Raw genomic sequence first — 25,142 nt, 5'->3', positions numbered from 1 at the left:
ACACCTGAAAAGAGTAGGCCCGAAAGCCTGCCTGGCTTTCGGGCCTATAACTTTCACAAGTATAGGGAAAAGCTTACTTCGTGGCTTCTTCGTAGCGCTCGAGGACGTAATCCCAGTTGATCAGGCTATCGACGAAAGCTTCGAGGTACTTCGGGCGGGCGTTGCGGTAGTCGATGTAGTAGGAGTGTTCCCAAACATCGACGCCGAGGATCGGGAAGCCGCCGTGAACCAGCGGATTTTCGCCGTTCGGTGTCTTGGTGATTTCGAGCTTGCCGTTCTTGACGGAGAGCCAGGCCCAGCCGGAACCGAACTGCGTCGCGCCTGCGTTCGAAAAGTCCGCCTTGAACTTATCATAGCCGCCGAGATCAGAGTTGATAGCAGCCTCAAGCTTGCCAGGCAGCTTGTTTCCGCCGCCACCCTTCTTCATCCACTTCCAGAAGTGAACATGGTTGTAGTGCTGAGCGGCATTGTTGAAGAGGCCCTGATTGGTGCCAAAGGACTTCTTGACGACATCCTCAAGCGAGGCATCGGCAAGACCGGCTTCAGCAGCAAGTTTGTTGCCGTTGTCGACATAGGCCTTGTGATGCTTGTCGTGGTGGAACTCCAGCGTTTCACGCGACATGAAAGGTGCCAAGGCGTCATAGTCGTAAGGAAGTGGGGGCAATTCAAAAGCCATGTCTGGTCTCCTCTTACATTGGTTATGTCAATCTCAGGTGTGGCGGAACATAGGAGCCGCTGACTACAGAGGCAACCGCGCATCATCCAAAAAACGGAGTGTATGAAGAAATTTCATTCCAAGTTTAGCAGCAACGATGATTGGGCCTTCAAGCCAGTGCCCTCATTTGTATCTTGCGTACCGAAAAGCGCGCGCCCGGCCTTGGCGGGCTCTGCGAGGCACCTCAATATGGTGCGTCGGCATTCATCTGGCAGGCGCAGATTGGCAGCTCGTCACCAGATAGCCCAGAAAATTCCAGTAATTTTCGTAAAACGTCGATGTGAAATTGAACTACCGGATGCGCCGTTCAGACGCACCGATGCCGCGGCATCGATGTGCTGGCATCCGCTATGATTGAAGCGAGAAGACCATGACCGCCGGCATCAACGCGCGTGAGGACGAGGCAGAGCAAGGCTCAATCTATTGGAAGCGGAACCTTTGGGTCGCGCTCGCCGGCTCCTTCACGACTATCGTCGCGATGACGCTGTTGCTGCCGTTTCTACCGCTTTATGTGGAGGAGCTTGGAGCGAAGGGGCGTCCAGCAATCGCGCAGTGGTCCGGTATTGCCTACGGTGCAACGTTCTTCGCCGCGGCCTTGGTTGCCCCTTTATGGGGCCGCCTCGGCGACATCTATGGGCGAAAGCTCATGCTCGTGCGCGCCAGCGCGGGAATGACCATCGCAATTTCACTCATGGGTATGGCAGGCGCCGTATGGCAGCTTGTCGCGCTTCGGCTCGTCGTCGGACTGGCAGGGGGCTACTCATCCGGCTCCATGGTGCTTGTTGCGACACAGACACCAAAGAACCGCTCCGCCGCAGCGCTTGGATTATTGTCGTCGGGCATTATGGCAGGGAACTTGATCGGGCCTCTCGTCGGCGGCGTTCTTCCACCGGTTATCGGTATCCGCAACACGTTCTTGGCAGCGGGCGGCATTATTTTCCTCGCCTTCCTTGCCACCTGTTTTTTGATCCGCGAGGAGAAAGGGCCCCCTAAAACGGATCGAGCAGCCAAAACGGGTGGCTGGAGCGCCATCCCCAACAAGCAGCCGGTTATCGCCATGCTGATATGCGGTATGCTGCTCATGCTCGCCAATATGTCGATCGAGCCGATCATTACCGTTTATGTCGTGCAGCTGGTCGGCGATGCTTCAACCGTGACGATCGCTGCTGGCATCGTCATGTCAGGAGCAGCGCTTGGCAGTATCCTGTCGGCGCCGGCGCTCGGCAGATTGGCAGATCGGATCGGGCACTGGCCTGTCATCGCAGCCGCTTTGGCGGTGGCCGGTGTCTTGCTTGTGCCTCAAGCCTTCGTGACTGAAATCTGGCAGTTGATCGGTCTGCGCTTTCTTATGGGGCTGGCCTTGGGCGGTCTTCTGCCGACGATTTCAGCCGTAATCCGGCACAGCGTGCCGCACCATGCAGCCGGCGGCATTCTTGGCCTTTCGGTTTCCTCGCAGTATGTCGGACAGGTTAGCGGCCCCATTCTCGGCGGGTTCGTCGGTGGCCACGTCGGGATGCCAGCTGTTTTCCTGGGAACAGCAGTCATCATGATGTCAGGTAGCGTCTTTGTCTTTATTGCGATGCCGAAGCGACGGGCGGCTCCCTAAAGCTGAATTCCAGCGCGTTCCTGTGCCGGCTCGAGTCAACTCCGATGTTAACCTATGAACGATTTGTGCATTGCAAAAGAGCACCTGTCATTTATGACAGAGATATGACAAGAACACCTCTCATTTTTCTCGCTTGGCTCGCACTTGCAGCGATCGTTTTTGTAACGATTTCACCGATTGGGCTTCGGCCTCGGGATGTTGCTCCGGTCGACTTCGATCGTGCAGCGGCCTTTGCTCTGACGGCGTTTCTTTTTGTGATCGCCTATCCTCGCCACTGGATGATTTGTGCGGTGCTCATTGTCTTCAGTGCCTTTGGTATCGAGGCTTTGCAATACCTGTCGCCTAGTCGCCATGCCCATTTGCATGATGCCTTGGTCAAGTCAGCAGGCGCAGTTGTGGGAAGCCTGATCGGATGGGTCTCCAACACGGTCATTTCATCGTTCTTTTCGCGGACGCGCTCGTATCAGGCATGAGGCGCCCGGCGCTTCGGAATGCTGGTTGACGGATTATCGTTGCGAAGACGTCAGTGCAAACCAGGCACCTTGAGGGTCGCGCGCGTGCAGGATCCAGCTTCCGCCGGGGACGGGCATTGGCTCGGAAAGAAGCTCGCCTTGCAGAGCTTTGATGCGGCGCATGGCGGCATCGAGACCCTCGACCACAAAGTAATAGCGCCAGCAGGCGCCTGACGCACCGGATGGTTTCTTCATGATCCCTCCGAGCGGCACTTCGTTGAGCGCGAAGATATAGTAAATTCCCATTGCGCCCATATCGACCTCATGGTGCTTCTTCCAGCCAAACTGCTGAGCGTAGAAGTCTAAGGCCTCTTCGGCATCATCAGCATAAAGCTCGTTCCAGCCGACGGTTCCGGCAGCGCCCGGCTGTAGCAGGGTTGGAGGGTTTTGTGGCGGTATGGGTGTCATGATGCAAAGGACGGCACCGTGAGGATCGGCGACGACCGCGAACCGGCCGACACCGGGAATGTCCTCCGGCGCGCGCTGCACCACGCCGCCTGCCGGTTCGAAGGCTCTTGCGGTCTCATCGACATCATTGACGGCCACATAACCCGTCCAGTTCGGAGGCAATCGCCCTTTCAATTCGGGCGGGAATACCATCATGCCGCCGACAGCCGAACGATTTTCTCCATCTCCTGCCTCAAAGACGTGGTAGGATGGTCCATTGTCAATCGGCAATTCCTGAACGCGCCAACCCGTCAGCGAGCTGTAAAAACGCCCTGCTGAATCGACGTCGTCAGTCATCAATTCGCACCAGATGAACTTGCCGTGCATCGCCACATTTTGCATTCTCATTCCTCCCCGAATTTTTAAAATACTTGCACCTCGGCGCGCCGAAGGACCATATTGTTGGCCCAGAGTTGCGGCAGTTCCATCAATGTGAGCAGCACGATCCTGTTGCCGGTGCCTCGTATTCATCGTGCCTCTTCACGAAATTCATTGTCGCACTTTCGTTGCGGCCAAGCGGCGCGCGATCAAGGATCATCAAAGTGCCAATCAGCTCTTCCGGCCCGCGCGCATAGCTGGAATAGGTGTGAAAGATCTCACCCTCAGGATTACGGTAGAAGGCAGATAGGCCGGGCAACTCGTCGAAAGCTGCGTTCGCAGGCAAGTTGGTGAAGTTGTAAAAGACTTCTGAGCCCGCAAGATCGTCATGGCTGAACGATACCTGAAAGTCGAAGTTGAAGTCGCTGCCATGCGAGGAAACCCACGGGAAGTGCCATCCCATTCGCCGCTTATAGGCATTGAGTTTATCAACAGGCGCGCGAGACACAGCGACAAAGGTCACATCGTGATTGTTCAAATGCGGCAATGTGCCGTCCACATGGTCGCATAAGAACGAACATCCGGTGCATCCGGCATCCCAGTCTGGGCCGAACATGAAATGATAGACGATCAACTGGCTTCTGCCGGCAAAAAGATCGTCAAGTGAAGCATTTCCATCGGCCGTTTCGAACAGATACTGTTTATCAACCCTCACCCACGGCAATGAACGCCTCGCCGCACGATTTTCATCGCGCAACCTGGTCTCCTGCTTTTCGCGCGACAGCAAGGCTCGTCGAGCCTGAAGCCATTCTTCGCGAGAGACAATGTCATTTTCCATGATGGCGCTCCTCCGTTGATGATCAACAGAATGCAGCTTCTCCCTAACAGCATCATCCTGTTGCATATTACATTGATATCAATATAATTTCGTCATGTCAAACGAGTCGCCCGTCCCCTTCTCCACAACCATTTATGTCCGCGATCATTGCCTCTGCTTGCATGTACAGCGTGCCGCGCGAAGTCTTGCGCGCCTTTTTGATGACGCCTTGCGTCCCGTAGCGCTGACCAACAATCAGTTCTCTCTGATGATGGCGCTCAACCGTCCAAGTCCGGTGCCGATGAAACCTGTTGCGGAGCTTCTCGCGATGGATCAAACGACTTTGACGGCAGCATTGAAAGTTCTACAAAAAAGGGGGCTGGTGATTGTTGAAGCCAATCCCGAGGACAGACGAAGCCGCCTGCTGTCGCTGACGGTCGCCGGTCAAGAGCTGCTCGCGGCAGCGGTTCCGATATGGACCGAAACCCATGCGGTGCTTGATCGGAAACTGAATGACCTCAGCCGTCTGCGACAAGATTTGCTCGCTATTTCCTAAAGGCGCGATTTCAAGATAAGATCGCCACGCGATTAAACCCTGCCCGGCCTTCTCAGACAGACGCATTAGATTCTGCGGATACGCATTGGTATGCCGTCAATCATCTTGCAGGATTGGTTGCGAATTAATATATTTTGCACAAGCTAATTCGTCGATTTGCGTTTTGCCCATGGAGGGTTCACAATCATCGACGGAAGGATAATGGGCGATGGCGGCGAGAAAACCTAAGGTTGACATCAAACCGGAAGACGAACAGCGCGTTGAAAAGCTGCTTTGTTTTGCCGTTTACTCGACGGCGCATGCGTTCACGCGTGCCTACAAGCCTATCCTCGACAAGCTCGGCCTCACCTATCCGCAATATCTTGCAATGCTCGTGCTTTGGGAGAAAGACGATATGCCGGTCAAGGCGATCGGTGAGCAACTAGACTTGGACTCCGGGACTTTATCGCCTCTGCTGAAGCGGCTTGAGGCCGCAGGTCTTATTGTCAGGCGCCGGCATCGTGACGACGAACGACAGGTCCTCGTATCGCTCACCCCAAAAGGCGCCGAGATGAAAAAGGAAGTCGGTCCGATCTGGTCGGAAATCGGCCGCGCGGTAGGCTGCGACTTGGAGGACGTGATTGCGCTTCGAGATACGCTTCATCGAGTGCGCAAGAACCTGACGGACGCAGCGAGCGAACTCCACGATTGACGCGCCGCGTACGTCAGCCCTTGGCCTAGAAAAGGTTTGCAGCGCGCTCAAGTGCTTTCAATCGAGCGCGACCGACATGTATCAAAATCATCAACTTGCAGAGACCTTCGTGCCCTCAGCAGCGCGGTACCGGCTTTTTGACGGCGTTATGCAGGATCCCCGATCTCGTGCCACTTGCGCCCATCCCGCTGAATAAGATCGTCAGCACAGGATGGACCATTCGAGCCAGGCTGGTAGGGTTCCGGTTTTTCATCTTCTTTTGCCCATAGATCGAGAAAGGGCTGGATCGCCGCCCATCCGGCCTCGATCCCATCGGCGCGCTGAAAGAGTGTCTGATCTCCGCGGAAAAGATCGTAAAGCAAGGATTCGTAACCAGTTGTCTTGCTGATATCGAACTTGTCCGCATAGCGAAAATCGAGCGAAATCGGAACGGTATCGACTGCAAGACCCGGCGTCTTGATCGAGATTTCCATGCTCAATCCCTCATTGGGCTGAACCTGAATGATGAGCTTGTTGCGCGGCAGGCGGCGCGTGACATCCGTCTCGCGGAACTGCGCGAAGGGAACCTGCCGGAAGGTGACAACAATTTCGGTGTCTCTTGCGGCAAGAGCCTTGCCAGTCCGCAGATAAAAAGGCACGCCAGCCCAACGCCACGTATCGACGTCAAGCTTCAATGCCACATAGGTCTCGGTCTTGCTGTTCGGATCCACATCCTGGGTGTCATGATAGGCCGGCACCTCCTTGCCGTTCACCGAACCTGCCGAGTAGACGCCGCGAACCGCATGCTCGCGCGCCTCTTCCGGCGTGTAAATGCGAAGAGCGCTTAAGACCTTGCTTTTCTCGCTTCGAATCGCTTCGGCGCCGAAACCGTTCGGCGGTTCCATCGCGATCATTGCAAGCAGTTGGAAAAGATGGTTCGGCACCATGTCGCGCAGCGCGCCGGTCGCATCATAGAACTTTCCGCGCGTGCCAACATCCACCAGTTCAGCTGCTGTGATCTGGACATGGTCGATATAGTTATTGTTCCAGAGCGCCTCGATCATCATGTTCGCGAAACGCGCCGTGAGGATATTTTGCACCGTTTCTTTGCCTAGGAAATGGTCAAGACGGTAGACTTGATTTTCCTCCACGCAGGCCAGAATGCGCGCGTTCAAAGCCTTGGCAGACTGAAGGTCCGTCCCGAAGGGCTTTTCGATCGCAATCCTTCGGAAAGCATCGGGCTTTTCTTCAGTCAACTTATGTTCAGCCAGTTTTTCGACGATCGGGCCGAAGAACTGAGGCGGGACGGCGAGATAGAAGGCTGCATTGCCGCTCGAATAGGTGTCGAGCCGCCGGCGGATATCTTGATAGATATCGTCCTTGGTAAAATCGCCACTGATATAATCGATCCGGCTCTTCAGATTCTGCCAAGCCTTGTTGCTGGCAGGAGCATGTTCCGCACCAAGGGTGGACAAAAAGGTTTCGAGACGCCCGGTGAGCATTGCTCCGTCCCCAGGCTCGATGCCGATGCCAAGAATATGGAGCCCGTGATCGACGAGACCCTGATCCGTGAGGTTGATCAAAGCCGGCATTAAAAGCCGGCGCGTCAAGTCACCGGTGGCTCCAAATATCACAAGGGTAACCGGGGGAGAGGGAACAACGTCCATGACAGTCCTCTTTCTGGGTAAGTCGCAGCGGATATAAAGCCGCAGTCGCCCTCTTCAAGCCGTGCTTGGAGCGACAACAGCAAATGGCTCAGTGTTTCACGGCAATTAAGAAAAAGCGCGGAAACCGTAGCAGAACACGTCCATCCATCATTCGTGGATAAGCCTTCTCGATAGCCTCGTGGTAGTTTGCAAGGAAAGCATCGCGATGTTCATCGCCAACGCGATTGAGATAAGGCATCAAGCCAGTGCCTTTGACCCATTCGACAATGGCTGCAGCGTCGGCCATGGGATGGTTGTAGATCGTATGCCAGAGTTCGACGCGCGCAGCCTTTCGTGTCAGTCGGTCGTAATATGCCGATGGCGCAGGCAGTGGCGTGCGGCGAGCGGATCTTGCCTCAAACGCCTTTTTCCATGGACCTGCATGCGCCGTTTCTTCCATCAGCAGATGCACTGGCTCCATCAGATTGTCAGGCATTTGGACAGCGAGAACACCTCCGGGTGCAAGGCTGTCGATCATTCGATCGAAAATGTCCACGTGATTGGGTAGCCATTGAAAGACCGCATTGGCAAAAAGCAGATCGACCGGCTGATCGGGACGCCAGGTGGAAAGATCGGCTTCGGCAAAGGACAGGTTTGGCAAACGTTTTCTGGCCGCCGAGAGCATGTCGGCATCGCTGTCCAGGCCTGATACTCCTTCAGGCCCATATCTTTCAACAATAAGTTCGGTGGAGTTGCCAGGTCCGCAGCCGAGATCGATTGCCGCTCTTATGGAGCCAAGGGGAACCTGCGCCAGAAGATCGCGTGCGGGGCGGCTTCGCTCATCTTCAAATTTCAGATATTGGGTGGCTGACCATGCCATCGAAATGCCTCCTATTTCGATCATCGCGAATGATCGATTGAAGGCGGCTGCGGCAAAATGATGGGCAGCCGCCGCTGCCTGTTAGAGCACCGGCGGCATCATCCTGTAAAGTCTTGATAAGTCACGTCGCCGGCACCGCATCAAGCCGCGAGTGACGTGCTTGCTTTCTTCATCGTGCCCTTCATTTCGCGCTCGGCCTCGCTCGCATCGAGCGTCCCGGAAAGAGCGGCTGGCGCCGTTTCAAGATTCGTATAGGCGTAGGTTTCACCGGCGGCGATCGAAAATACGGCGCCCGCCGCAAGGTCGCGTGTTTCCGGATTCCGGCCTTTGAACCGGGATAGGCGGATACGGCCTTCAAGGACACGCAGAACTCGTGGTCGTTCAGATTCCAGAATGTCAGTCTGTGCTTTTGGGGCAAGGGTGACATCGACGACGCTGAGCCATTGGCCTTTGATCCGGATCCGGCATGTCAGGGCGCGTTGCTCATTTTGCAGGGGGTTAATCGCCCTTATGGGCCGCCCGCCGTTTGGAGAGGAGAGCATGGGGTTTCCTTTTGTTGTTCTTCTTTTTGTTTTGCGGGATGGCGGGTTAAACGCTCATCGTGCCTTTGACAACCCGCTCCAGGCAAAGCTGCCATGCAGCCAGGACAGGTACGAATATAACGGGCGATGATCTCGCCGAGCAATTTTCTTGCCGTTTCAGTAAGTGGCACCCATTTTACATCGCTTTCGCTTGACCAGGCTCGTCACAGACGATTTGTGAATATCTCTGGCCCGCATGGAGGACTGAAATGGCTGTCGAAACCACCCCGCGCACGAAGACCTGGACATACGTAGATGGCGAGTGGCTGAGCGGTAACCCGCCGCTGATCGGGCCTACATCGCATGCCATGTGGCTGGCATCTTCCGTGTTCGACGGCGCAAGGTGGTTCGACGGGATTGCGCCAGATCTGGATGAGCATTGCAAAAGGATCAATCGCTCTGCCCTTGCCATGGGACTGAAGCCTACGCACGAGCCCGAAGAGATCGAACGCCTCGCCTGGGAAGGCATCAGCAAGTTCGATGGCAAGACCGCTATCTACATCAAACCTATGTACTGGGGCGAACACGGCACTGCAACCAGCGTTGTCGCGGTCGATCCAGAATCGACCCGCTTTGCACTATGCCTGTTTGAAGCCTCTCTTGGCAATTCGAAGACCAATTCGTTGACGGTTTCCTCATTCCGCCGTCCTTCGCCAGAAACGGCAATGACGCATGCAAAGGCAAGTGCGCTTTACCCCAATAGCGGACGCGCCATTCTCGAAGCCAAAAGCCGTGGCTTTGACAACGCACTCATGCGCGACATGAACGGCAATATTGCCGAAACAGCCTCTTCCAACATCTTCATGGTCAAGGACGGTATCGTCTACACGCCTGCGCCGAACGGTACGTTTCTGGCCGGAATAACGCGAGCGCGGGTAATCAATCTGCTTCGACAGGCGGGCTTTGACGTGCGCGAACAGACGCTCAACGTCTCCGACTTCACTGCTGCGGACGAAATTTTTACCACAGGAAATTACTCCAAGGTAGTCGGTGTCAATCGACTGGATGACAAGCATTTCCAAGAAGGACCTGTGACGCGCAAGGCGCTGGACCTTTACATGAATTGGGCTTTTGGACGCAGCGAGACCGGCGAATAACTTCTTGCAAGCCTTTGCCATACCGGCGCGCGGTAAGAGCGCCGGCAGGCTTATCCAGCGACGTGAGGCATCGGACTTTAAAGATCGCCCTTACCCTCCGCCTTGTCGCGCAGACTATCAGCGTCGTAGACTTCCAAGGATGCCACGCACCAATGCTTGTCCGACCTGCGTGGCGACCGTGCGTGCCATGCTCTTCATGGCAGCTTCGACGACAGTTTCCCTCTGGTAGCCAGCAGCGCGTTTTTTCCCGGCAGGCTCATCATCTTCGGGCTGTTTGTCTCCAAAGCCGGGAAGCGTCCAACGACTGCCCGCGCTTTCGTTAGAGGTACTATCGTTGCTTGGACCACTTGGTGCTTGAGGCGCTGGGGCCGCAGCTTTGGAGGCGCGCGCCGCGAGGATTTCGTAAGCGGATTGCCGATCGACGGTCTCATCATAGACACCCAGAACCGGACTTCTATCCAAGATCTGGCGCCGCTCATCATCCGTCAGCGGCCCGACACGCGCCGATGGCGGACGCACAAGCGTTCGCTGCACGATGGAAGGGGCGCCTTTTCCTTCAAGCGTTGAAATCAGTGCTTCGCCCGTTCCAAGCGCTGTAATTGCCGTGGCGCAATCAAAGGCGGGATTGGCACGAAAAGTTTCGGCCGCTGTTTTGACGGCCTTCTGCTCACGCGGCGAATAAGCGCGCAAGGCATGCTGCACGCGGTTACCAAGCTGTGCGAGCACGGTGTCCGGCACATCAAGAGGATTTTGTGTTACGAAATAGACGCCAACGCCTTTGGAACGGATGAGGCGTACCACCTGCTCGACGCGCTCGATCAAGACCTTGGGCGCTTCATCGAAGAGGAGATGCGCTTCGTCGAAGAAAAACACCAGTTTCGGCTTTTCGGCATCGCCAACTTCAGGCAGTTCCTCGAAAAGCTCCGAAAGGAGCCACAGGAGGAATGTTGCATAAAGCCGCGGGTTCATCATCAATTTGTCAGCGGCAAGCACTGAGATCGTGCCGTATCCCTTGTCGCTTACCCGCATGAGATCGGTAATCTTAAGCGCCGGCTCGCCAAAGAAATGCTCCGCCCCTTGCTGTTCCAGAACAAGCAAGGCGCGCTGAACGGCGCCAACGGACGCCTTTGAAATCAGCCCGAATTGTGCCGACAGCGTACTGGCATTTTCTGCCATATAACCGAGCAATGCCGAAAAATCCTTCAGGTCCAGCAATGGCAGTCCACCCTGGTCGGCAATTTTAAAGGCGATGTTGATAACACCTTCCTGCGGCTCTGAAGCGTCCATCAGGCGCGCCAGCAAGAGAGGCCCCATCTCGGCGATGGTGGCACGGACCGGATGCCCTTTCTCTCCGAATATGTCCCAGAAGATAACCGGAAATTGATCGTGCTCGTAATCGGTAAAGCCGATTTGCTTGGCGCGCGCTTCCAGGACATCCTTGGGCTCGCCTTTGGCCGCAATGCCCGAAAGGTCTCCCTTGATATCCGCGCAAAATACGGGAACGCCCGCCTGCGAAAATCCTTCCGCGAGAACCTGGAGCGTTACAGTCTTGCCCGTCCCGGTCGCGCCGGTCACAAGGCCGTGGCGATTGCCGAACCTTAAATCGAGATATTCCGGCTTTTGAAGGCTGTCATCGGGGTTGCGGCTTACACCGATGAAAATTTTTCCCTCTTCCAGCATGTCCAACTCCTCCGGGCTCGCCTACATGTTTGACGGGCTTGATGACACAAGCGTCATCTTCATTCCTGCGGACAGTTATAGGTAGGCAGATGTGCATCGACAACATCTGCCGTGAATGCCGGCTTGAGATCGCAGGAAAATTCAATTAACTTTGACGTTAACGTCAAAAAAGGGAGACTGACATGAACGAGTTGGTGGAGCAGATTGCCGAACGCGTGGGAATCGCACCGGATGTTGCAGAGCGCTCGCTCGGCATGATGCTGGGATTTCTGCAGCGTGAAGCGACCGATGGCCCCGTCGCCAAAATGATCGAGGCCATGCCTGGCGCAACCGAGCTTGTTGCCCAACATAATGGCGAAGGTTCGGGCGGTGGCGGCCTGATGGGCGGACTGATGAAAGCGATTGGCGGCGGCGGCATTATGGGGCTTGGACAGCAGCTCATGTCGCAGGGCCTCAGCATGGGAGAAATTACGGCGCTGGCGCGCGAGACGATTGCCGTCGCCAAGCAATATGCCGGCGAGGAAGTTGTCGACGAGGTTGTTGCCTCCGTGCCAGGACTCAGCCAATTCGTGTAAGACCAATGCCGGGCCGCCAAGGCCCGGCTTTATTTTCCTGCTGGCGACAAGAACGTCGCAGGCGAGCGGCTAGAGCGCGGTCTGCCAATATGCGCCACTGATTGTTTACTCCCTTGTGCGAAGGTTCGTTTCGAACAAGCGAAACGGTTTTTGCATGAAGCAGCAGCTCAGTTCCCGATCTCTCGACGTTGCGGTTAGCACGCGCGACCTGCATTCGCAGGCTGGAGAGCACGTCTCCACAACCCTCGAATTGATTTCCCATCCCATCGCCGTCAAAGGAGATTGGGAAAAGCTGGAAAAAAGCGGCTGTTGCAGCGTTTACCAGACGCGAGAATTCGTGTCTGCCTGGACCGAAGCGGTGGTGGCCGAGGGTCTATGTCAACCAGCTTTCGCGGGATTGAAGCGTGAAGGCCGGTTTATTTGCCTGCTGCCCTTTGCGATCAGGATCAGGCATGGCCTGAGGATTGCCGAATTCGTTGGTGGCACGCACTCGAATCACAATCTTCCTCTTTTTGACCCTGATTGCCTTGACGTACTAACAACCGATGTCATGCAGGCAATGTTGAAACAGTTGGCCTATCGGTTGAAAATCGATGCGTATGATCTGCGTCGGCAGCCGCTGACTTGGAACGGCGTCATCAATCCCCTGGCCTCAGCGCTTTCCAGCATGACCTCCGCGACGATTGCTCAAGACGTTTTCCTGGAAGGGGGTTTCGATGCTCTCTTGAAGAGGCACCGCGGCTCATCCAAGCGTAAAAAGCTTCGTGCGAAAGAACGGATCTTCGCCTCGTTTGGCGGCTACGAGATCCTGTGGGGCAATACGCCGGAGTCACGTCGCCAACTGCTGTCGATCCTTTTCAAACAGAAGGCACAGCAATTTTCCGAAAAAGGCATGAAGGACGTGTTCGCCGACCAGGCAACTCGCCGCTTTTTCTTTACGCTGGCCGAAGGGTCTGGCGCTAACCCAATTCTGGAACTTGCCGCTTTGCAATCGGCAGGCGTCATTCGGGCGGTGCGAGCCTACGCAATTCATCAAAATCGTCTTTCGTTGATGATGCAGTCCTACACCGAGGACGAACTGTCGCGTGCCAGCCCGGGCGAAACACTGTTGTTTCGCTCGATCGAAGAATTCTGCAAAAGAGGATTCCAGCGTCTCGATTTCGGCGTTGGCCGCGAACGCTATAAAGACAGCTGGGCCGACGCGGAATTTCCGCTGGTTGACAGCCTGCTGGCCGTCAGCACCGCCGGTCGCGCTTATACGACGGCCATGCGCCTGCGTTGCGTGCTCGAGCGTAAGGTGCGTAATAACAAAAAGTTATGGACGATGCTGAAAAAAGCGCGCCGCTTCGTGAAAGGGCGGGAGTCGTCCCACCATCGCGTAAACCAGACAGAAGACGACTAAGATCAAATACAAGATGGCGCCATGCGTTTGACCGCCGCATGACGCCATATGACCCGCTGCGCAGTTCCCATCCACGCAGCGAGCCGCATTCTATTTATTGAAGAACCAGGATCGGAGCCTTGTTTGGCACACGATCATAGAGATCGATGATATCCTGATTGAGCATCCGCACGCAGCCGGACGATACAGCCTTACCGATCGAGCGCCACTCGGGGTTGCCGTGTAGACGATAAAGCGTGTCCTGGCCGTTCGAGAAGATATAGAGCGCGCGCGCGCCGAGCGGATTTTTCAATCCAGGCTCCATGCCGCCATTCTCGATCGAGTATTTGGCAAGCTCCGGCTGGCGAGCAACCATTTCATTCGGTGGCTTCCAACGAGGCCACTTTTGACGCCACTGAATGACGCCACTTCCCTGCCAAGCGAAACCTTCACGGCCAACGCCGATACCGTACCGCATTGCGGTACCGCCGGGTTCGATGAGGTAAAGGAAGCGAGACGGCGTATCGACGACAATGCTGCCGGCTGGTTGGCCAGTCGGATCAACGACGCGTTGACGATAGTAACGCGGCGGAATCTGCTGATAGGGAACAGCGGGGATCAGAAATCCGCCGTCCTCAACCGGACCGTACATAACGGCTAGTTCAGCATCGCTTGGGCCGGAAATCGTGCTGAATGGGCTACGGAAGCCAACGGAAGGGCCACCGACCGATGAAGAAGTCGATGCACAACCCGTTAGCGCCGAAGCTGCGGTGAGCGCCGAGACTGACAGGAAGCTGCGACGGGAAAAGGGTTCTTTAAAGTTCATGACGCGAGGTCTGGTTCCTTTGGATACGAAGCGGGGGCCGATTCGTAGACTGATTCAACGCGATAAACGTCCGGACAAATATCTATCGTCTTCCGGCAAATAAGCCATGGCATCAAGCATTCGTGTAGCCATTCGCCAGCACGATATAGTGCTTGCTGTTGCGCTGCTACATCACAACGATCGGCGCACCGGCCGGAACCCGGTCGAAAAGATCGATTACGTCCTGATTGAACATCCGTACACATCCCGATGAAGTCGCCTTCCCGATGGATTGCCAGTCAGGCGTGCCGTGGATTCGGTACAGCGTATCGCGGCCGTCCTTGAAAATATAAAGAGCACGTGCCCCGAGCGGGTTTCCAAGACCGGGATTCATCCCGCCATTTTCAGCCGAGAAAGATCGGACGTCCGGATCGCGAGACACCATTTCCGACGGCGGCGTCCAACGCGGCCATTTCTGTTTCCAGCGAATGGTCCCTCGCCCGGACCACGCATAGCCGTCTCGTCCCAAGCCCACGCCATAGCGCATGGCCTTTCCGCCGCCCTCAACGAGGTAGAGATGCTTGGTCCGCGTATCGACGACGATGGTGCCTGGTTTCTCCGCCGTCTGATACTCGACTTCGCCTCGCAGATATTGCGGATCGACCCGGCTGACGGGAATGGCTGGCAAAGTGAAATCTCGATCGCGCAGTTCTCCATACAGAGCAGCATGCACGGGATTTGAGACAGGCAAGCCGTAGGTTTGATGGAACTGGGTCTTATAGAGTTCTCGCGTTTGCGGAACGGGCTGATCGGGGATTGCACGCACCCGCGCAGGGTCGACGCCTGGCGGCTGATAGAACACGGGTGACGTCTCTTGCACAAAACGAGCCGGATCAGTTGCCCCGGTGTCCGGTATGAGGACGTTACAGCTGCTCGCGCCACAAGCGATTGCGGCCAAGCCGACCAAGGCCGACATCCTTCTATAATATCCCATCGCACCGTCCTGTTCGACAATGGTTACCCATATTGCCGAGGCATGCCATCTGCGGCTTTCGCGAGGCTGGAGCCGCAGACGTTTAGGACGCTACGCTTTGAAAAAGCGGATGCTTTGGGCAATTTCCTCCGGTAGGGCCGACGTATGACCGCCTTTAACGATGGCAGATTCAATTTTAACACCCCCTGCCTTTGCACGCGTTACCAACAGGTCGGATCGATCCTGGAAATGAACTTCCTCACTGCCGTGCGTTATACGGACAGGGCATTTGAAGCTCTGAGCATAGCACAGCGCGCTGCGCACCTCGAATTCATGAGGATTGTCATCATCGAAACGGATGTCTTCCGGATAGCGCTGGAAAAAGCGAAAAGCGTCTGGATTTCCAGACATCGGCGCGCAGGCTTTAAAGTTTTGCGAGCACATTGCGCCGAGCATGGCGAGTGTTCCTCCGACACTGTGGCCAGCAAGAAATAAGCGATCACGATCGACGCCAGGTAGGTGCCTTAAACGCTCGGCTGCGGACAGAACGTCATCGACCTCGTCATAGAAGCCTGAGAAATTTCCTTTTTGCCCATTTTCCCCGCGCATGGAGGGCATCATGACGATGAAGCCAGCCTCGACATAGGTTTTCATATCGCGCCAATGTCCATGGCCAAGGGCGTTTCCGCCGTGCAGGAACAAGACCGCCGGCATGCGTTTTGGACCGCGCTTGTATTTCGAGACCCAAGCGGTCAACTCCAGCTCGCCGCCATAGCCCGAGCGATAAAACAGCCTCTGCGCGCCTTCGGGCGGATCAAGCGATTCATATTTGTCAGGTGCGGGCCCCTTTTGAAGCAGTCTTGTGCGAAAGCCCTTTCGGACCCTGGCATAGTCCCGATGAAGGAGACGCGGCGTTTCCGGCACTTCAAATGCTCGTGCGGCAGCCGGCGCCAAAGCAGCCGCTGCGGAGCCGATTAAAAATGAACGACGATTTAGGGGAAAGCCTTCGCCTCGGTATTTTTTCATTCTGTTTGTCCACATGCTCTGCGGGTTGCAATGTGCACGTCTTGCCGATCTCATCCAACACAAATTTGCTCGATCAGATACATTGAACAATCAGCTGTCGACTTTGCTTGTTTCATTTGCAGCATCCACCATCGCGATCAGGGTCTCCAACCGGTCTGCCTCGCCAGCAGGCTTGTCCGGCCTCAGTCTCGCTATCCGCGGAAAGCGCATGGCGACGCCGGATTTATGGCGCGTCGAGCGATTGATTCCTTCGAACGCAATCTCGAGAACAAAGCCGAAATCCTTGTTGGCGCGAACCGCCCTCACCGGACCAAACCGTTCGACTGTGTTGTTACGCACAAACCGGTCCAGCAGATCAAGCTCTTCGTCGGTAAAGCCGAAATAGGCTTTGCCGACAGGCACAAGTTGTTCGCCATCCGGGCTCTGCGCCCATACACCGAACGTGAAGTCGGAATAATAGCTGGATCGTTTGCCGTGTCCGCGCTGCGCATACATCAGAACTGCGTCGATCGAAAACGGATCGCGCTTCCACTTGAACCAGGGACCTTTGACCCGCCCGGCCTGATACACACTGTCAAGCCTCTTGATCATAACGCCCTCGATAACGGGATCGGGCGGCGTCTTGCGAAGTTCGTCCAGTTCCTCCCAAGAGCTGAAATCGACGCGCGGCGACAGATCGAACCTGTCATGCGGTGCCTTTTCGATAATTTCACCGAGGCGCGCGCGTCGTTCGAGATAAGTCCTGCCGCGGATATCATCCTCCCCATCGAAGAGGATGTCATAAGCTCGAACGAAGGCCGGGTAGTCGTCCAGCATTTTGTTCGTGACCGATTTTCGATTGAGGCGCTGCTGGAGGTCGGAGAAGGTTCTCGTTGGATTGTTCGACCGCATCGTGCCGCCGATCAGAAGCTCGCCGTCCAGAACCCCTTCGAAGTCCATCGTATCGATAATATCCGGAAACGCACCGGAAATATCGTCGCCAGATCTCGAATATAGACGGCGGGTCGCGCCTGCGCTCGAAAGCTGAACACGAATCCCGTCCCATTTCCATTCAGCGGCGTAATCGCCGGGATTTAAGGGTGAAAGCTCGGCAATATCTGCGGGATGCGCCAACATCACGGAGTGAAAGATAGCGGGGCTCGCCAGAACTGGCTTTTCCGCGCGATCTTCAAGCCAGGCAAACAAAGCTTGATAGGGTGGCTCAAGCCCATGCCAGAGCGTTTCGATCTCGACAACATCCTTGTTGCCGAAATCCGCCAGCGCCTGCTTGGCCAGCCGGGCTGAGACGCCGATGCGTAGAGAACCCGTCGCCAGCTTAATGAAGGCAAAGCGCTCGGAGGGATTTAAGCGGTTCAAGAGGTCGCGAACGAAGCCGCGCACCTCTGTTCTCCCCAGCGTGTTCATGCGGTCTATGACTTCCGAAAGACCCGGCTGTGCAGTCTCGTCGCGCTCGATGTCCTGTTCGTTATCCCACACCAGAGAGATGGTTTCAGCGAGATCGCCGACATAGTCGTAGGAATAGCGGAACAGGACGTCGTCCATGCGCTCCAGCACAAGATCGCGCAGCATTGCCGGCTTAACGTTTGGAACGTCCAATGTTCTCGCAATTGCCGCCAGACCGTATCCTCGATTGGGATCGGGCGTGTCTCGGAAATAGTCGCTCAGCAGTTTCAATTTGCCGTTTCGCGAAGGCGTCAGAACGAGGCGGTCCAAAAGATCGGCGAAGGCCTTCATGGCGCACCTCGGCAAGTATGACAGGCTTGGACAACGGAGACGCTAAGGTGATCCATTTCAATCGCCTTCATCTTCATAACCGACCAGATGAAGCGGTTTGGCGCGGATCCCCGCAAGTTCGCACCAACGTACCAAGGCTTCCTCACGACCGTGCGTCACCCAAACCTCCTGAGGCTGCAGCTCGGTAATGGTCGCTATCAGTTCCGGCCAGTCGCAATGATCGGAGATCACCAACGGCAGTTCGACACCAGCCTGGCGTGCACGCTGACGCACCATCATCCAACCGGAGGCGAAGGCTGGTAAGGGTTCGACGAAACGTCTGGCCCAACGTTCGGCGAAGGCCGATGAGGGTCCGACGACAACAGCGCCGCGGAACTGCGACTTATCACGCCCCACGATGGTGGCGGGCTGCAGATCTCCAAGATCGATGCCCTGCTGGACATAGTAGGAGCACAGTTTTTCCATCGCGCCATGAATATAAACAGGCTCGTCAAATCCGGTATCGCGCAAAAGACGGATCACGCGCTGCGCCTTGCCAAGGGCATAAGCGCCAATCATATGGGTCCGTTCCGGAAACTGCCGAAGAGATCCGTAGAGCTTTTTCATTTCATCGACGGGGTCGGGATGGTGGAAGACCGGCAAACCAAACGTTGCTTCAGTCACGAACACATCGCAAGGCACGGGCTCGTAGGCGGCGCAAGTCGGGTCAGGACGGCGTTTATAATCACCCGAGACGACGATGCGCAGTCCATCTTTCTCTACCGCAATCTGTGCCGAACCGAGAACATGACCCGCGGGATGAAAGGATACGGTGACGCCGCCAACAACGGTCTTTTCACCGAAAGCGACTGCCTGTGCGCTTCCGCAGAAGTCCTCGCCATAGCGAATTGCCATGATATCCAGCGTCTGGCGCGTTGCCAAAACGCTGCGATGGCCTGAACGGGCATGGTCGGAATGTCCATGCGTGACAAGTGCGCGCTCCACCGGACGCACGGGATCGATATAAAAATCACCGATCGGACAATAAAGCCCGCCTGGCGCGGGCCTCAACAAAAGATCTGGTTTCATCATCTGTTGGAAAGATAGCGCTGTAGCCCAACGCGACCAGTGCTGCTTGCTTGCCTCGACAAGGTGTTTGATCGGCAATTGGCGAAGCCGTGCCCGATCTTTGGTTGGTCATCGATCAAATGCTTTGATGGATACATGACCCATGCCTTCTTCTTTAAGAAAGCGAGGCGACCTAGGATGAGAAATCAACATGAGGAGTTCTTTGGATGCTGACCGTTTACGGGGTTTACCGCTCACGCGCCTCTCGCGTTTATTGGATGGTGGAAGAGCTGGGAATTCCGATTCAATCGGTGCCTGTCATCCAGGCTCGCCGGATCGAAAACCCGCTCGCCGCTGATGCGCCATTCAATACCCGATCTCCCGAATTTCTCGACATTAACCCGATGGGGCTCATCCCGTGCATCAAGGATGGCGATCTCATCATGCATGAATCACTCGCCATCACACTTTACTTGGAGCGCAAGTATGGTGCCGGAGCATCCCGCAGTGCGGAGGAGGATGGGCAAGTGACCATGTGGAGCCTTTGGGCCGCCACGGAGATAGAGCCACACAGCGTCAGGATCGTGCTGACCTACGACAATGGATTGGATGCACAAGAGGAGGGTCGCAATGTCATCTCCTCTTCGGTTGAAAAATTGCGCGCGCCTCTCACTGTCCTTGACCGCCACCTTGCAACGCGAGAATGGCTGGTCGGTGGGCAATTTACAGCAGCCGACCTCAATCTTGCGGAGGTCTTGCGTTACGCGCAGACCGAACGCAGGCTTTTTGACGCAAACCCAAACGTTGAAGCCTGGATCAAGCGATGCCAATCAAGACCAGCCTACAAGGCCATGCAGGCAAAGCGCGGCTTAGAGCCAGCTTGATCTGCAGCGCCTCCGGTGAAACGCGCTCGCCGGGAAAGCTCTAACGGTGACGAAATAAGACGCGCTGGCCGCAAGAGATAGTCAGGCCTGCTCCCGCTCAAGCGCCCGTTGAACGGCAGGGCGATCCATCATCCGGGCGTAATGTGCCGTTGCCTTCTGGAACCGCATGGGATCGACACCATCGCCTCTTAGCCAACCCGTCATGGTAAAGAGGTAAGGGTCGGCAACGGTATATTGTTCGCCCAAGACCCATGGACCTTTCAGCATGGTTTCCTCCATCAGCTCGAAGCATTCGCTCATTGTCTGTGGGACTTTGGCTTTCATGCTTTCGTGCGCGGCGGCGTCATCGGCCCAGCGAGACGCACGGCGTCCATGGGCATGGTTCACATGAACGGTCGTCGCGATATAGGAGTTGAAGGCTTGCATACAGGCAAAGTCGTAGGGATCGGTCGGAGCAAGTTGTGCCGCTGGTGCAATCTGAGCGATGTAGGCCAGAATTGCGAGCGTTTCTGTCAGGATACCGCGGTCTGTGGATAGAGCCGGGACGCGGCCTTTCGGATTGATGGCAAGGTATTCTGGTGAACGTTGCTCGCCCGCCGCCATGTTCATCTTTCGCGCTTCAAATGCGACCCCCGCTTCCTCAAGGGCAATAAGACTGGCAAGCGCGCACGATCCTGGGGCAAAAAACAACGTCAACATCGGTTCGTTCTTTCCTCTATGAAGCGGTCAAAATTCCATGTTGCGGGCGGCTCATTGCCGAAGAGCATCCGTCACTTTGACATCACCGACATGAATGCCGTTCCAATTGCGCAGCGGCCGATCGGCTTCCGCCATCAGCGCGTCATAGATACGGTCGTGTTTTTCAAAGAAGCGGGCTAAGCTAGCTGCTATGATTGCTTCGGCAGCACGCCCTGCACCGTCGTCGGATTTCACCGCCATTGCGATACCCATATGCGGCAAAAAGGCGACGAACACGCCTTCCGCACCGGTCTTGCAGAAGATTTTGCCAGGATCGATCTGCATCAGCCTCGTGCAGGCGCGGCCCGTTCCAGCAACGTAAAATGGCTCCGCCATGCAGGCGTCGAACAGTCTTTTGGAGGCGACAGCGCGGATGGGCGCCAGGCCTGTGCCCGTTCCCATACGCGCAAAACCGAGCGCAAGACTTTTGAGGGGAATGGCGTAGCTGGGAATAGAACATCCGTCCGTGCCGCAATTATCTTGCCCGAGTGACGCACCTGTCAGGTCCTCCATGACGTCGCGTATCGTCTGCTGCAGAGGGTGATCGTAATTTACGTATCCTGCCGGATCGATGTCTTGGTGACAGCATGCGCAAACGAAACCTGCGTGTTTGCCAGAGCAATTGTTATGCAGAGCCGTCGGCCGCTCAAAACTCCGGGACTGCGAGATGAGGACGGGCTGCTGCGAAGACCAGTGCGCGCCGCATTCAAGCGCCTCGACTGTTTTGCCGGCGCGCGCCAACATATGCTCGGCCAATGCGACATGCGCCTCTTCGCCATTGTGCGAAGAGCAAGCCAAAGCCAATTCTTTATTGCCAAAACCATAGGAATCCGCGGCACCGCTCTCTATGAGCGGAAGTGCCTGCATCGCTTTGCAGGCGGAACGCGGAAAGACGGCGGCCTCGACATCTCCCATCTCAAAGACGGTGTTACCGTCGCCATCGATCGCGACGATCGCACCGCGATGCCGGCTTTCAACGAGGCCACCACGCGTCACCTCAACAAGAATAGGATTACTCACAATTGGCTCCGCCCGGTGATTTTCGATTCGAACGACTGACGACTGCTGGATTCGCCAAGGTTTAACCTCTCGAACGCCGAACGAAAAGGGATGGTTCTTTGGCCAGGGTCAGATCGTCAATATGATCTTGCCGATATGGCTTCCTTCTTCCATTAGTCGATGCGCTTCTGCAACGTCGGCGAACGGTAGAACCTTGTGAATGACCGGGGCGACCTTACCGGCTTCGATAAGCGGCCAGACATGGGAGATAAGATCGTCGCGAATCGCTCTTTTTTCCTCCGCGGTACGGGGCCGCATGGTAGAGCCTGTTACGGTCAATCGCTTGACCATGATCGGCGACAGGTCGACCTTCTCAGCGATTGAACCTTGAAGAAAAGCAATGATGGAAAGACAACCATCTTTGGCCAGGCAAGCCAAATTTTTCTGGAAATAGCCGGCACCAATCATGTCAAGAACAACGTCGACGCCGGAGTCGGTTTCGGCTCTGATCACATCGACGAAGTCTTCCTGCTTGTAATTGATGGCGCGCTTTGCACCGAGGTTAACGCAAGCAGCGCATTTTTCGGCTGAACCGGCCGTTGCAAAAACCTCTGCTCCGAAAGCGCGTGCGAGTTGGATGGCCGTTGTGCCGATGCCGCTCGTGCCTCCATGGATGAGGACCTTTTCACCTTCCGTCAGACCCGCCATCATGAATAGGTTCGCCCAGACGGTAAAAAATGTTTCGGGCAACGCGGCGGATCTGACGAAGTCGTAATCCCTTGGCATAGGCAGCACCTGACCTTCAGGCAGGAGACAGTACTCGGCATAGGCTCCGCCATTCGCCAGCCCGCAAACGCTGTCGCCGATGGAGAAATCGGTGACGCCATCGCCAAGCCCTACGATCTCACCTGCAAGCTCAAGGCCCAACACGCTGCTGGCATCCTTGGGCGGCGGATACTTTCCCTGCCTTTGTGCCACGTCAGGCCGATTGATACCCACTGCTCGGGCTCGCACAAGAACTTCGCCGCGACGGGGAACCGGCAGTAGGCCCCTGGCGAACGTCATGACCTCTGGGCCGCCGAAACCCGATAGATCTACGAATGACATTTCTGCTGGCAGGTTCATGCAAGTTCCTCCTCATCTTCGACAAGGAGATAGGCAAGAAGCGGCATCTTGAGAAGGCGTAATGCGCAATCGCGTCAATTCGCCTCGTGCAGGCGGCGGAACGCAAGACCATCGTCGCTCGCCTTTGCCGTCGCTTTGATTTCGGCAATAGCGCCACCCACCCGCGAGGCGTCGTCCACAACCAGCCCCGAGCAAAGCTCAAGGACGCCGATCGAGCAGCGCATCAGAGGAAAACGGGCTTCGTTCCCGGAACGGTTATATCCAAGAATGTAGCCAGCTGTTCGATGCTCGTCGCGGTACAATTGATGGACGTCGTCGCAAAAGTCGCTGATGAGGCGATGGAGAACTTCTCTTAACTCCTCCTCCTGCCATCCAACGACAGCAATAAAGAAGTCGTCTCCTCCGACATGTCCGAGAAACTGCGCATCTGCAAAAAAATATCTGCGCATCAAAGCAGCGAACAGGGAGATCGCATGATCGCCAACATGGAAGCCATAGGCGTCGTTAAAGGGCTTGAAGTTATCGAAGTCGCAGTAGCAGAAATGACGGGTCGCCTCCCCGTCCACGCCCAGTTGATGCATCACTTCGCGGATACGGCGATTGCCCGGCAGGCCCGTAAGAGGATTTTGATCTTCTGCAGTCTTCAACTTCTTTTCGTTGACGACCTTAATGAGCGCGCTTGCCGAGACTACACCCGCATAGCGCATATTCTCCGTCAGCAAGAGGCAATTGGCTCCCTCCATGTCTGCGAAGATCGACATGAGCTCCTCGGCATTGCTATCGAGCCCGACAACAGGTGCGGCTTCGACGAAATAGGAAATAGCGCGCTGGTAGGTGCGGTTTTTGAGAAGGTCGCGACCGTAGGGTTGATAGATGTATTCTTTGAGATGTCGCTCATGGATGATACCGCGAGGCTCGCCATTGGCGTTGAGAACAGGAAAAAATGCCTGACCCGGGTTACGCCGGAAGAGCTCGAAGATGCTCTCGATCGGATCGCTTTCATAAACGGCCGGAAGAATTTCGATCTGCCGGCGGATGAGGATCTCATCGAGAGATTGTGTCGTTGACCGTGGCTTTGCATCGAGTTGGAGAAGATGCGGCAAACCACCAGTCAGTTCATGAAGATGGACTGTCGGGCGGGAGATGAACCATCCCTGGACGAGATCCACACCATGTTCGCGACAGGCGAGAAACTCCTCCTCTGTCTCGACGCCTTCTGCGACCACTCGTGTGCCAAGGACATGAGCAATCTGAACAATGTTTTTGAGGAGATGACGCTTGCGGGGCGTCTTGTCGAGGCCCGAGACAAAATGCCGGTCAACCTTGAGATAATCGACCGGATATTCGCAGAGCAGCTTCATTTCTCCGCAGCCCACGCCAAAGTCATCGATAGCGAGCTTGAAGCCTGAACGTCGCAGTTTGTTAATGAAGGCGGGAAATTCGGGAATGCTTGTATTGTCGAAGCGTTCCGAGAGTTCGAAGCAGACACAAGATGGCGCGATCCCGGCAATACGAAGCTGCTCTATCAAAAGATCGAGCAGAGCTTCGCCGGAAGAAATGGCGCGATGGTCAACATTCAAAAATAAGGTAGCGCCAGCGATCTCGTGAACACTGGCAAAGCGGGCGATGGCGCGACTGCCCAGCATCTGCTCGACATGCACAAGTTGCCCCGCGTCATGCGCGGCATCGAGCAGATCGGTGGGGCGCGCGAAGCCCAGCCGCTCCTGGCCGCGCATGAGCGCCTCGTACCCAAAAATTGCGCCGCTTGCGGCTTCGACAATCAACTGAAATGCATTTTCGACGACAAGCTTCGCCAGCGAGCTTATTTGATCGCTTCTAAAGCGGCGCAAGATGTCGGATTCGGCCATAGCCAATGACGAGTCCACGTGCGGTCTCCATATCTACCGTCACTGTGGACTTCGCATGCAATCTCTGAACGAAATCTTTAAGTTGTATGAATATTGCATGACGGCATCATCAACCGCGCTTGCCGGGCCGCCATCTAGCTCCAGGCTTCACCGCGATGCGTTTTCGGTCACGAAGTCAGAGGCCATTGCGTGCCCTCTGCGTCGCCCTTCTTTCCCTAATTTCTTATCTACCCGCCCCTTGCGGTTTGCGCTCCACATCTGAAGAGCCTCGCGTACGACTTGGCTACTGGATGCGTAGCCGCCTTCATCGACAGCCTGCCGAATACCTTCAGCCTGTTGCGGAGATAATGAGACAGTAACCATCGGCATGAAATCGCTCCCTTGGCTGTGTCATTGTTTCGACGCGACACTGTTTGGGATTGACTGCTGACCGGTCTTTTCAGGCCAGAGCCATCCGGTACG

At 55.9% G+C, this 25,142-nt stretch carries 25 protein-coding genes; 8 read left to right on the top strand and 17 right to left on the bottom strand.

The genetic code is table 11. The features are described 5' to 3' along the window. Positions 1-73: 73 nt before the first annotated feature. The gene (locus VQ830_RS01980; RefSeq protein ID WP_337266369.1) at positions 74-676 is read right to left on the bottom strand and encodes a superoxide dismutase; all 603 of its coding nucleotides are present in this window, start codon (positions 674-676) and stop codon (positions 74-76) included. A gap of 409 nt (positions 677-1,085) precedes the next feature. On the opposite strand from VQ830_RS01980, the gene VQ830_RS01975 reads away from it, so the two are divergent. Both VQ830_RS01975 and VQ830_RS01970 read left to right on the top strand, forming a co-directional pair. Next, positions 1,086-2,321 carry an MFS transporter gene (locus VQ830_RS01975; protein ID WP_337266368.1) on the top strand — a complete coding sequence of 412 codons (1,236 nt, stop codon included), beginning with the start codon at positions 1,086-1,088 and terminating at the stop codon, positions 2,319-2,321. Positions 2,322-2,425: 104 nt separating this feature from the next. Continuing rightward, entirely contained in the window at positions 2,426-2,794 is a 369-nt protein-coding gene (locus tag VQ830_RS01970; RefSeq protein WP_337266367.1) for a VanZ family protein, read from the top strand. A 33-nt stretch (positions 2,795-2,827) separates the two neighbouring features. Here the strand turns inward: VQ830_RS01970 and VQ830_RS01965 are convergent, their stop codons facing one another. Both VQ830_RS01965 and VQ830_RS01960 read right to left on the bottom strand, forming a co-directional pair. Next, the gene (locus tag VQ830_RS01965; RefSeq protein WP_337266366.1) at positions 2,828-3,622 is read right to left on the bottom strand and encodes a VOC family protein; all 795 of its coding nucleotides are present in this window, start codon (positions 3,620-3,622) and stop codon (positions 2,828-2,830) included. An 85-nt stretch (positions 3,623-3,707) separates the two neighbouring features. Next, positions 3,708-4,436, bottom strand: a complete 729-nt coding sequence (locus VQ830_RS01960) for a DUF899 domain-containing protein (RefSeq protein ID WP_337266365.1) — start codon at positions 4,434-4,436, stop codon at positions 3,708-3,710. A 94-nt stretch (positions 4,437-4,530) separates the two neighbouring features. Here VQ830_RS01960 and VQ830_RS01955 point away from each other — a divergent pair, with 94 nt between their 5' ends. Further along, positions 4,531-4,971, top strand: a complete 441-nt coding sequence (locus VQ830_RS01955; protein ID WP_337266364.1) for a MarR family winged helix-turn-helix transcriptional regulator — start codon at positions 4,531-4,533, stop codon at positions 4,969-4,971. Between the two features lie 208 nt (positions 4,972-5,179). Beyond that, entirely contained in the window at positions 5,180-5,662 is a 483-nt protein-coding gene (locus VQ830_RS01950; protein WP_337266363.1) for a MarR family winged helix-turn-helix transcriptional regulator, read from the top strand. Between the two features lie 146 nt (positions 5,663-5,808). On the opposite strand, the gene zwf is transcribed toward VQ830_RS01950, so the two are convergent. The 3 genes from zwf to VQ830_RS01935 all read right to left on the bottom strand — a co-directional run bounded on the left by zwf (position 5,809) and on the right by VQ830_RS01935 (position 8,709). Further along, a complete protein-coding gene (gene zwf, locus VQ830_RS01945) occupies positions 5,809-7,308 on the bottom strand; it encodes a glucose-6-phosphate dehydrogenase (RefSeq protein WP_337266362.1) in 1,500 nt (499 codons plus the stop codon). An 88-nt stretch (positions 7,309-7,396) separates the two neighbouring features. Beyond that, positions 7,397-8,167, bottom strand: a complete 771-nt coding sequence (tam, locus tag VQ830_RS01940; RefSeq protein ID WP_337266361.1) for a trans-aconitate 2-methyltransferase — start codon at positions 8,165-8,167, stop codon at positions 7,397-7,399. 140 nt (positions 8,168-8,307) lie between these two features. Next, positions 8,308-8,709, bottom strand: a complete 402-nt coding sequence (locus VQ830_RS01935; protein ID WP_337266360.1) for a hypothetical protein — start codon at positions 8,707-8,709, stop codon at positions 8,308-8,310. 248 nt (positions 8,710-8,957) lie between these two features. On the opposite strand from VQ830_RS01935, the gene VQ830_RS01930 reads away from it, so the two are divergent. Beyond that, entirely contained in the window at positions 8,958-9,845 is an 888-nt protein-coding gene (locus VQ830_RS01930; protein ID WP_337266359.1) for a branched-chain amino acid aminotransferase, read from the top strand. A 117-nt stretch (positions 9,846-9,962) separates the two neighbouring features. On the opposite strand, the gene VQ830_RS01925 is transcribed toward VQ830_RS01930, so the two are convergent. Continuing rightward, positions 9,963-11,525 carry a helicase HerA-like C-terminal domain-containing protein gene (locus VQ830_RS01925; RefSeq protein ID WP_337266358.1) on the bottom strand — a complete coding sequence of 521 codons (1,563 nt, stop codon included), beginning with the start codon at positions 11,523-11,525 and terminating at the stop codon, positions 9,963-9,965. A 182-nt stretch (positions 11,526-11,707) separates the two neighbouring features. Here VQ830_RS01925 and VQ830_RS01920 point away from each other — a divergent pair, with 182 nt between their 5' ends. Continuing rightward, the gene (locus VQ830_RS01920) at positions 11,708-12,100 is read left to right on the top strand and encodes a hypothetical protein (protein ID WP_337266357.1); all 393 of its coding nucleotides are present in this window, start codon (positions 11,708-11,710) and stop codon (positions 12,098-12,100) included. 154 nt (positions 12,101-12,254) lie between these two features. After that, positions 12,255-13,502, top strand: a complete 1,248-nt coding sequence (locus tag VQ830_RS01915; protein ID WP_337266356.1) for a GNAT family N-acetyltransferase — start codon at positions 12,255-12,257, stop codon at positions 13,500-13,502. Between the two features lie 94 nt (positions 13,503-13,596). Here the strand turns inward: VQ830_RS01915 and VQ830_RS01910 are convergent, their stop codons facing one another. From VQ830_RS01910 to VQ830_RS01890, 5 genes are all read right to left on the bottom strand, one after another. Then, a complete protein-coding gene (locus tag VQ830_RS01910) occupies positions 13,597-14,307 on the bottom strand; it encodes a L,D-transpeptidase (RefSeq protein WP_337266355.1) in 711 nt (236 codons plus the stop codon). Between the two features lie 166 nt (positions 14,308-14,473). Then, entirely contained in the window at positions 14,474-15,280 is an 807-nt protein-coding gene (locus VQ830_RS01905; protein ID WP_337266354.1) for a L,D-transpeptidase, read from the bottom strand. A gap of 90 nt (positions 15,281-15,370) precedes the next feature. After that, positions 15,371-16,285 carry an alpha/beta hydrolase family protein gene (locus VQ830_RS01900; protein ID WP_337266353.1) on the bottom strand — a complete coding sequence of 305 codons (915 nt, stop codon included), beginning with the start codon at positions 16,283-16,285 and terminating at the stop codon, positions 15,371-15,373. 90 nt (positions 16,286-16,375) lie between these two features. Continuing rightward, entirely contained in the window at positions 16,376-18,019 is a 1,644-nt protein-coding gene (locus VQ830_RS01895) for a cisplatin damage response ATP-dependent DNA ligase (protein ID WP_337266352.1), read from the bottom strand. A gap of 57 nt (positions 18,020-18,076) precedes the next feature. Continuing rightward, positions 18,077-19,087, bottom strand: coding sequence for a ligase-associated DNA damage response exonuclease (locus VQ830_RS01890; RefSeq protein ID WP_337266618.1), 1,011 nt, complete (start codon positions 19,085-19,087; stop codon positions 18,077-18,079). A 206-nt stretch (positions 19,088-19,293) separates the two neighbouring features. Here VQ830_RS01890 and VQ830_RS01885 point away from each other — a divergent pair, with 206 nt between their 5' ends. Further along, a complete protein-coding gene (locus VQ830_RS01885) occupies positions 19,294-19,950 on the top strand; it encodes a glutathione S-transferase family protein (RefSeq protein ID WP_337266351.1) in 657 nt (218 codons plus the stop codon). Positions 19,951-20,031: 81 nt separating this feature from the next. On the opposite strand, the gene VQ830_RS01880 is transcribed toward VQ830_RS01885, so the two are convergent. From VQ830_RS01880 to VQ830_RS01860, 5 genes are all read right to left on the bottom strand, one after another. Next, positions 20,032-20,649, bottom strand: a complete 618-nt coding sequence (locus VQ830_RS01880) for a glutathione S-transferase family protein (RefSeq protein WP_337266350.1) — start codon at positions 20,647-20,649, stop codon at positions 20,032-20,034. A 51-nt stretch (positions 20,650-20,700) separates the two neighbouring features. Continuing rightward, complete coding sequence (locus VQ830_RS01875) at positions 20,701-21,708, bottom strand: asparaginase (protein WP_337266349.1); 1,008 nt, start codon at positions 21,706-21,708, stop codon at positions 20,701-20,703. 108 nt (positions 21,709-21,816) lie between these two features. Next, positions 21,817-22,812, bottom strand: coding sequence for an NAD(P)H-quinone oxidoreductase (locus VQ830_RS01870; protein ID WP_337266348.1), 996 nt, complete (start codon positions 22,810-22,812; stop codon positions 21,817-21,819). Positions 22,813-22,886: 74 nt separating this feature from the next. Then, the gene (locus VQ830_RS01865; protein ID WP_337266617.1) at positions 22,887-24,680 is read right to left on the bottom strand and encodes a GGDEF domain-containing protein; all 1,794 of its coding nucleotides are present in this window, start codon (positions 24,678-24,680) and stop codon (positions 22,887-22,889) included. Between the two features lie 147 nt (positions 24,681-24,827). Next, on the bottom strand, positions 24,828-25,049 hold the full coding sequence (locus VQ830_RS01860; protein WP_337266347.1) for a ribbon-helix-helix domain-containing protein: 222 nt from the start codon (positions 25,047-25,049) through the stop codon (positions 24,828-24,830). Positions 25,050-25,142: the final 93 nt, after the last annotated feature.

This window comes from Oryzifoliimicrobium ureilyticum, assembly GCF_037199735.1.
Lineage (GTDB): Bacteria > Pseudomonadota > Alphaproteobacteria > Rhizobiales > Rhizobiaceae > Rhizobium > Rhizobium ureilyticus.
Note: the sequence above shows the minus strand (reverse complement) of the source record. Positions and strands in the feature narration are given on the sequence as shown.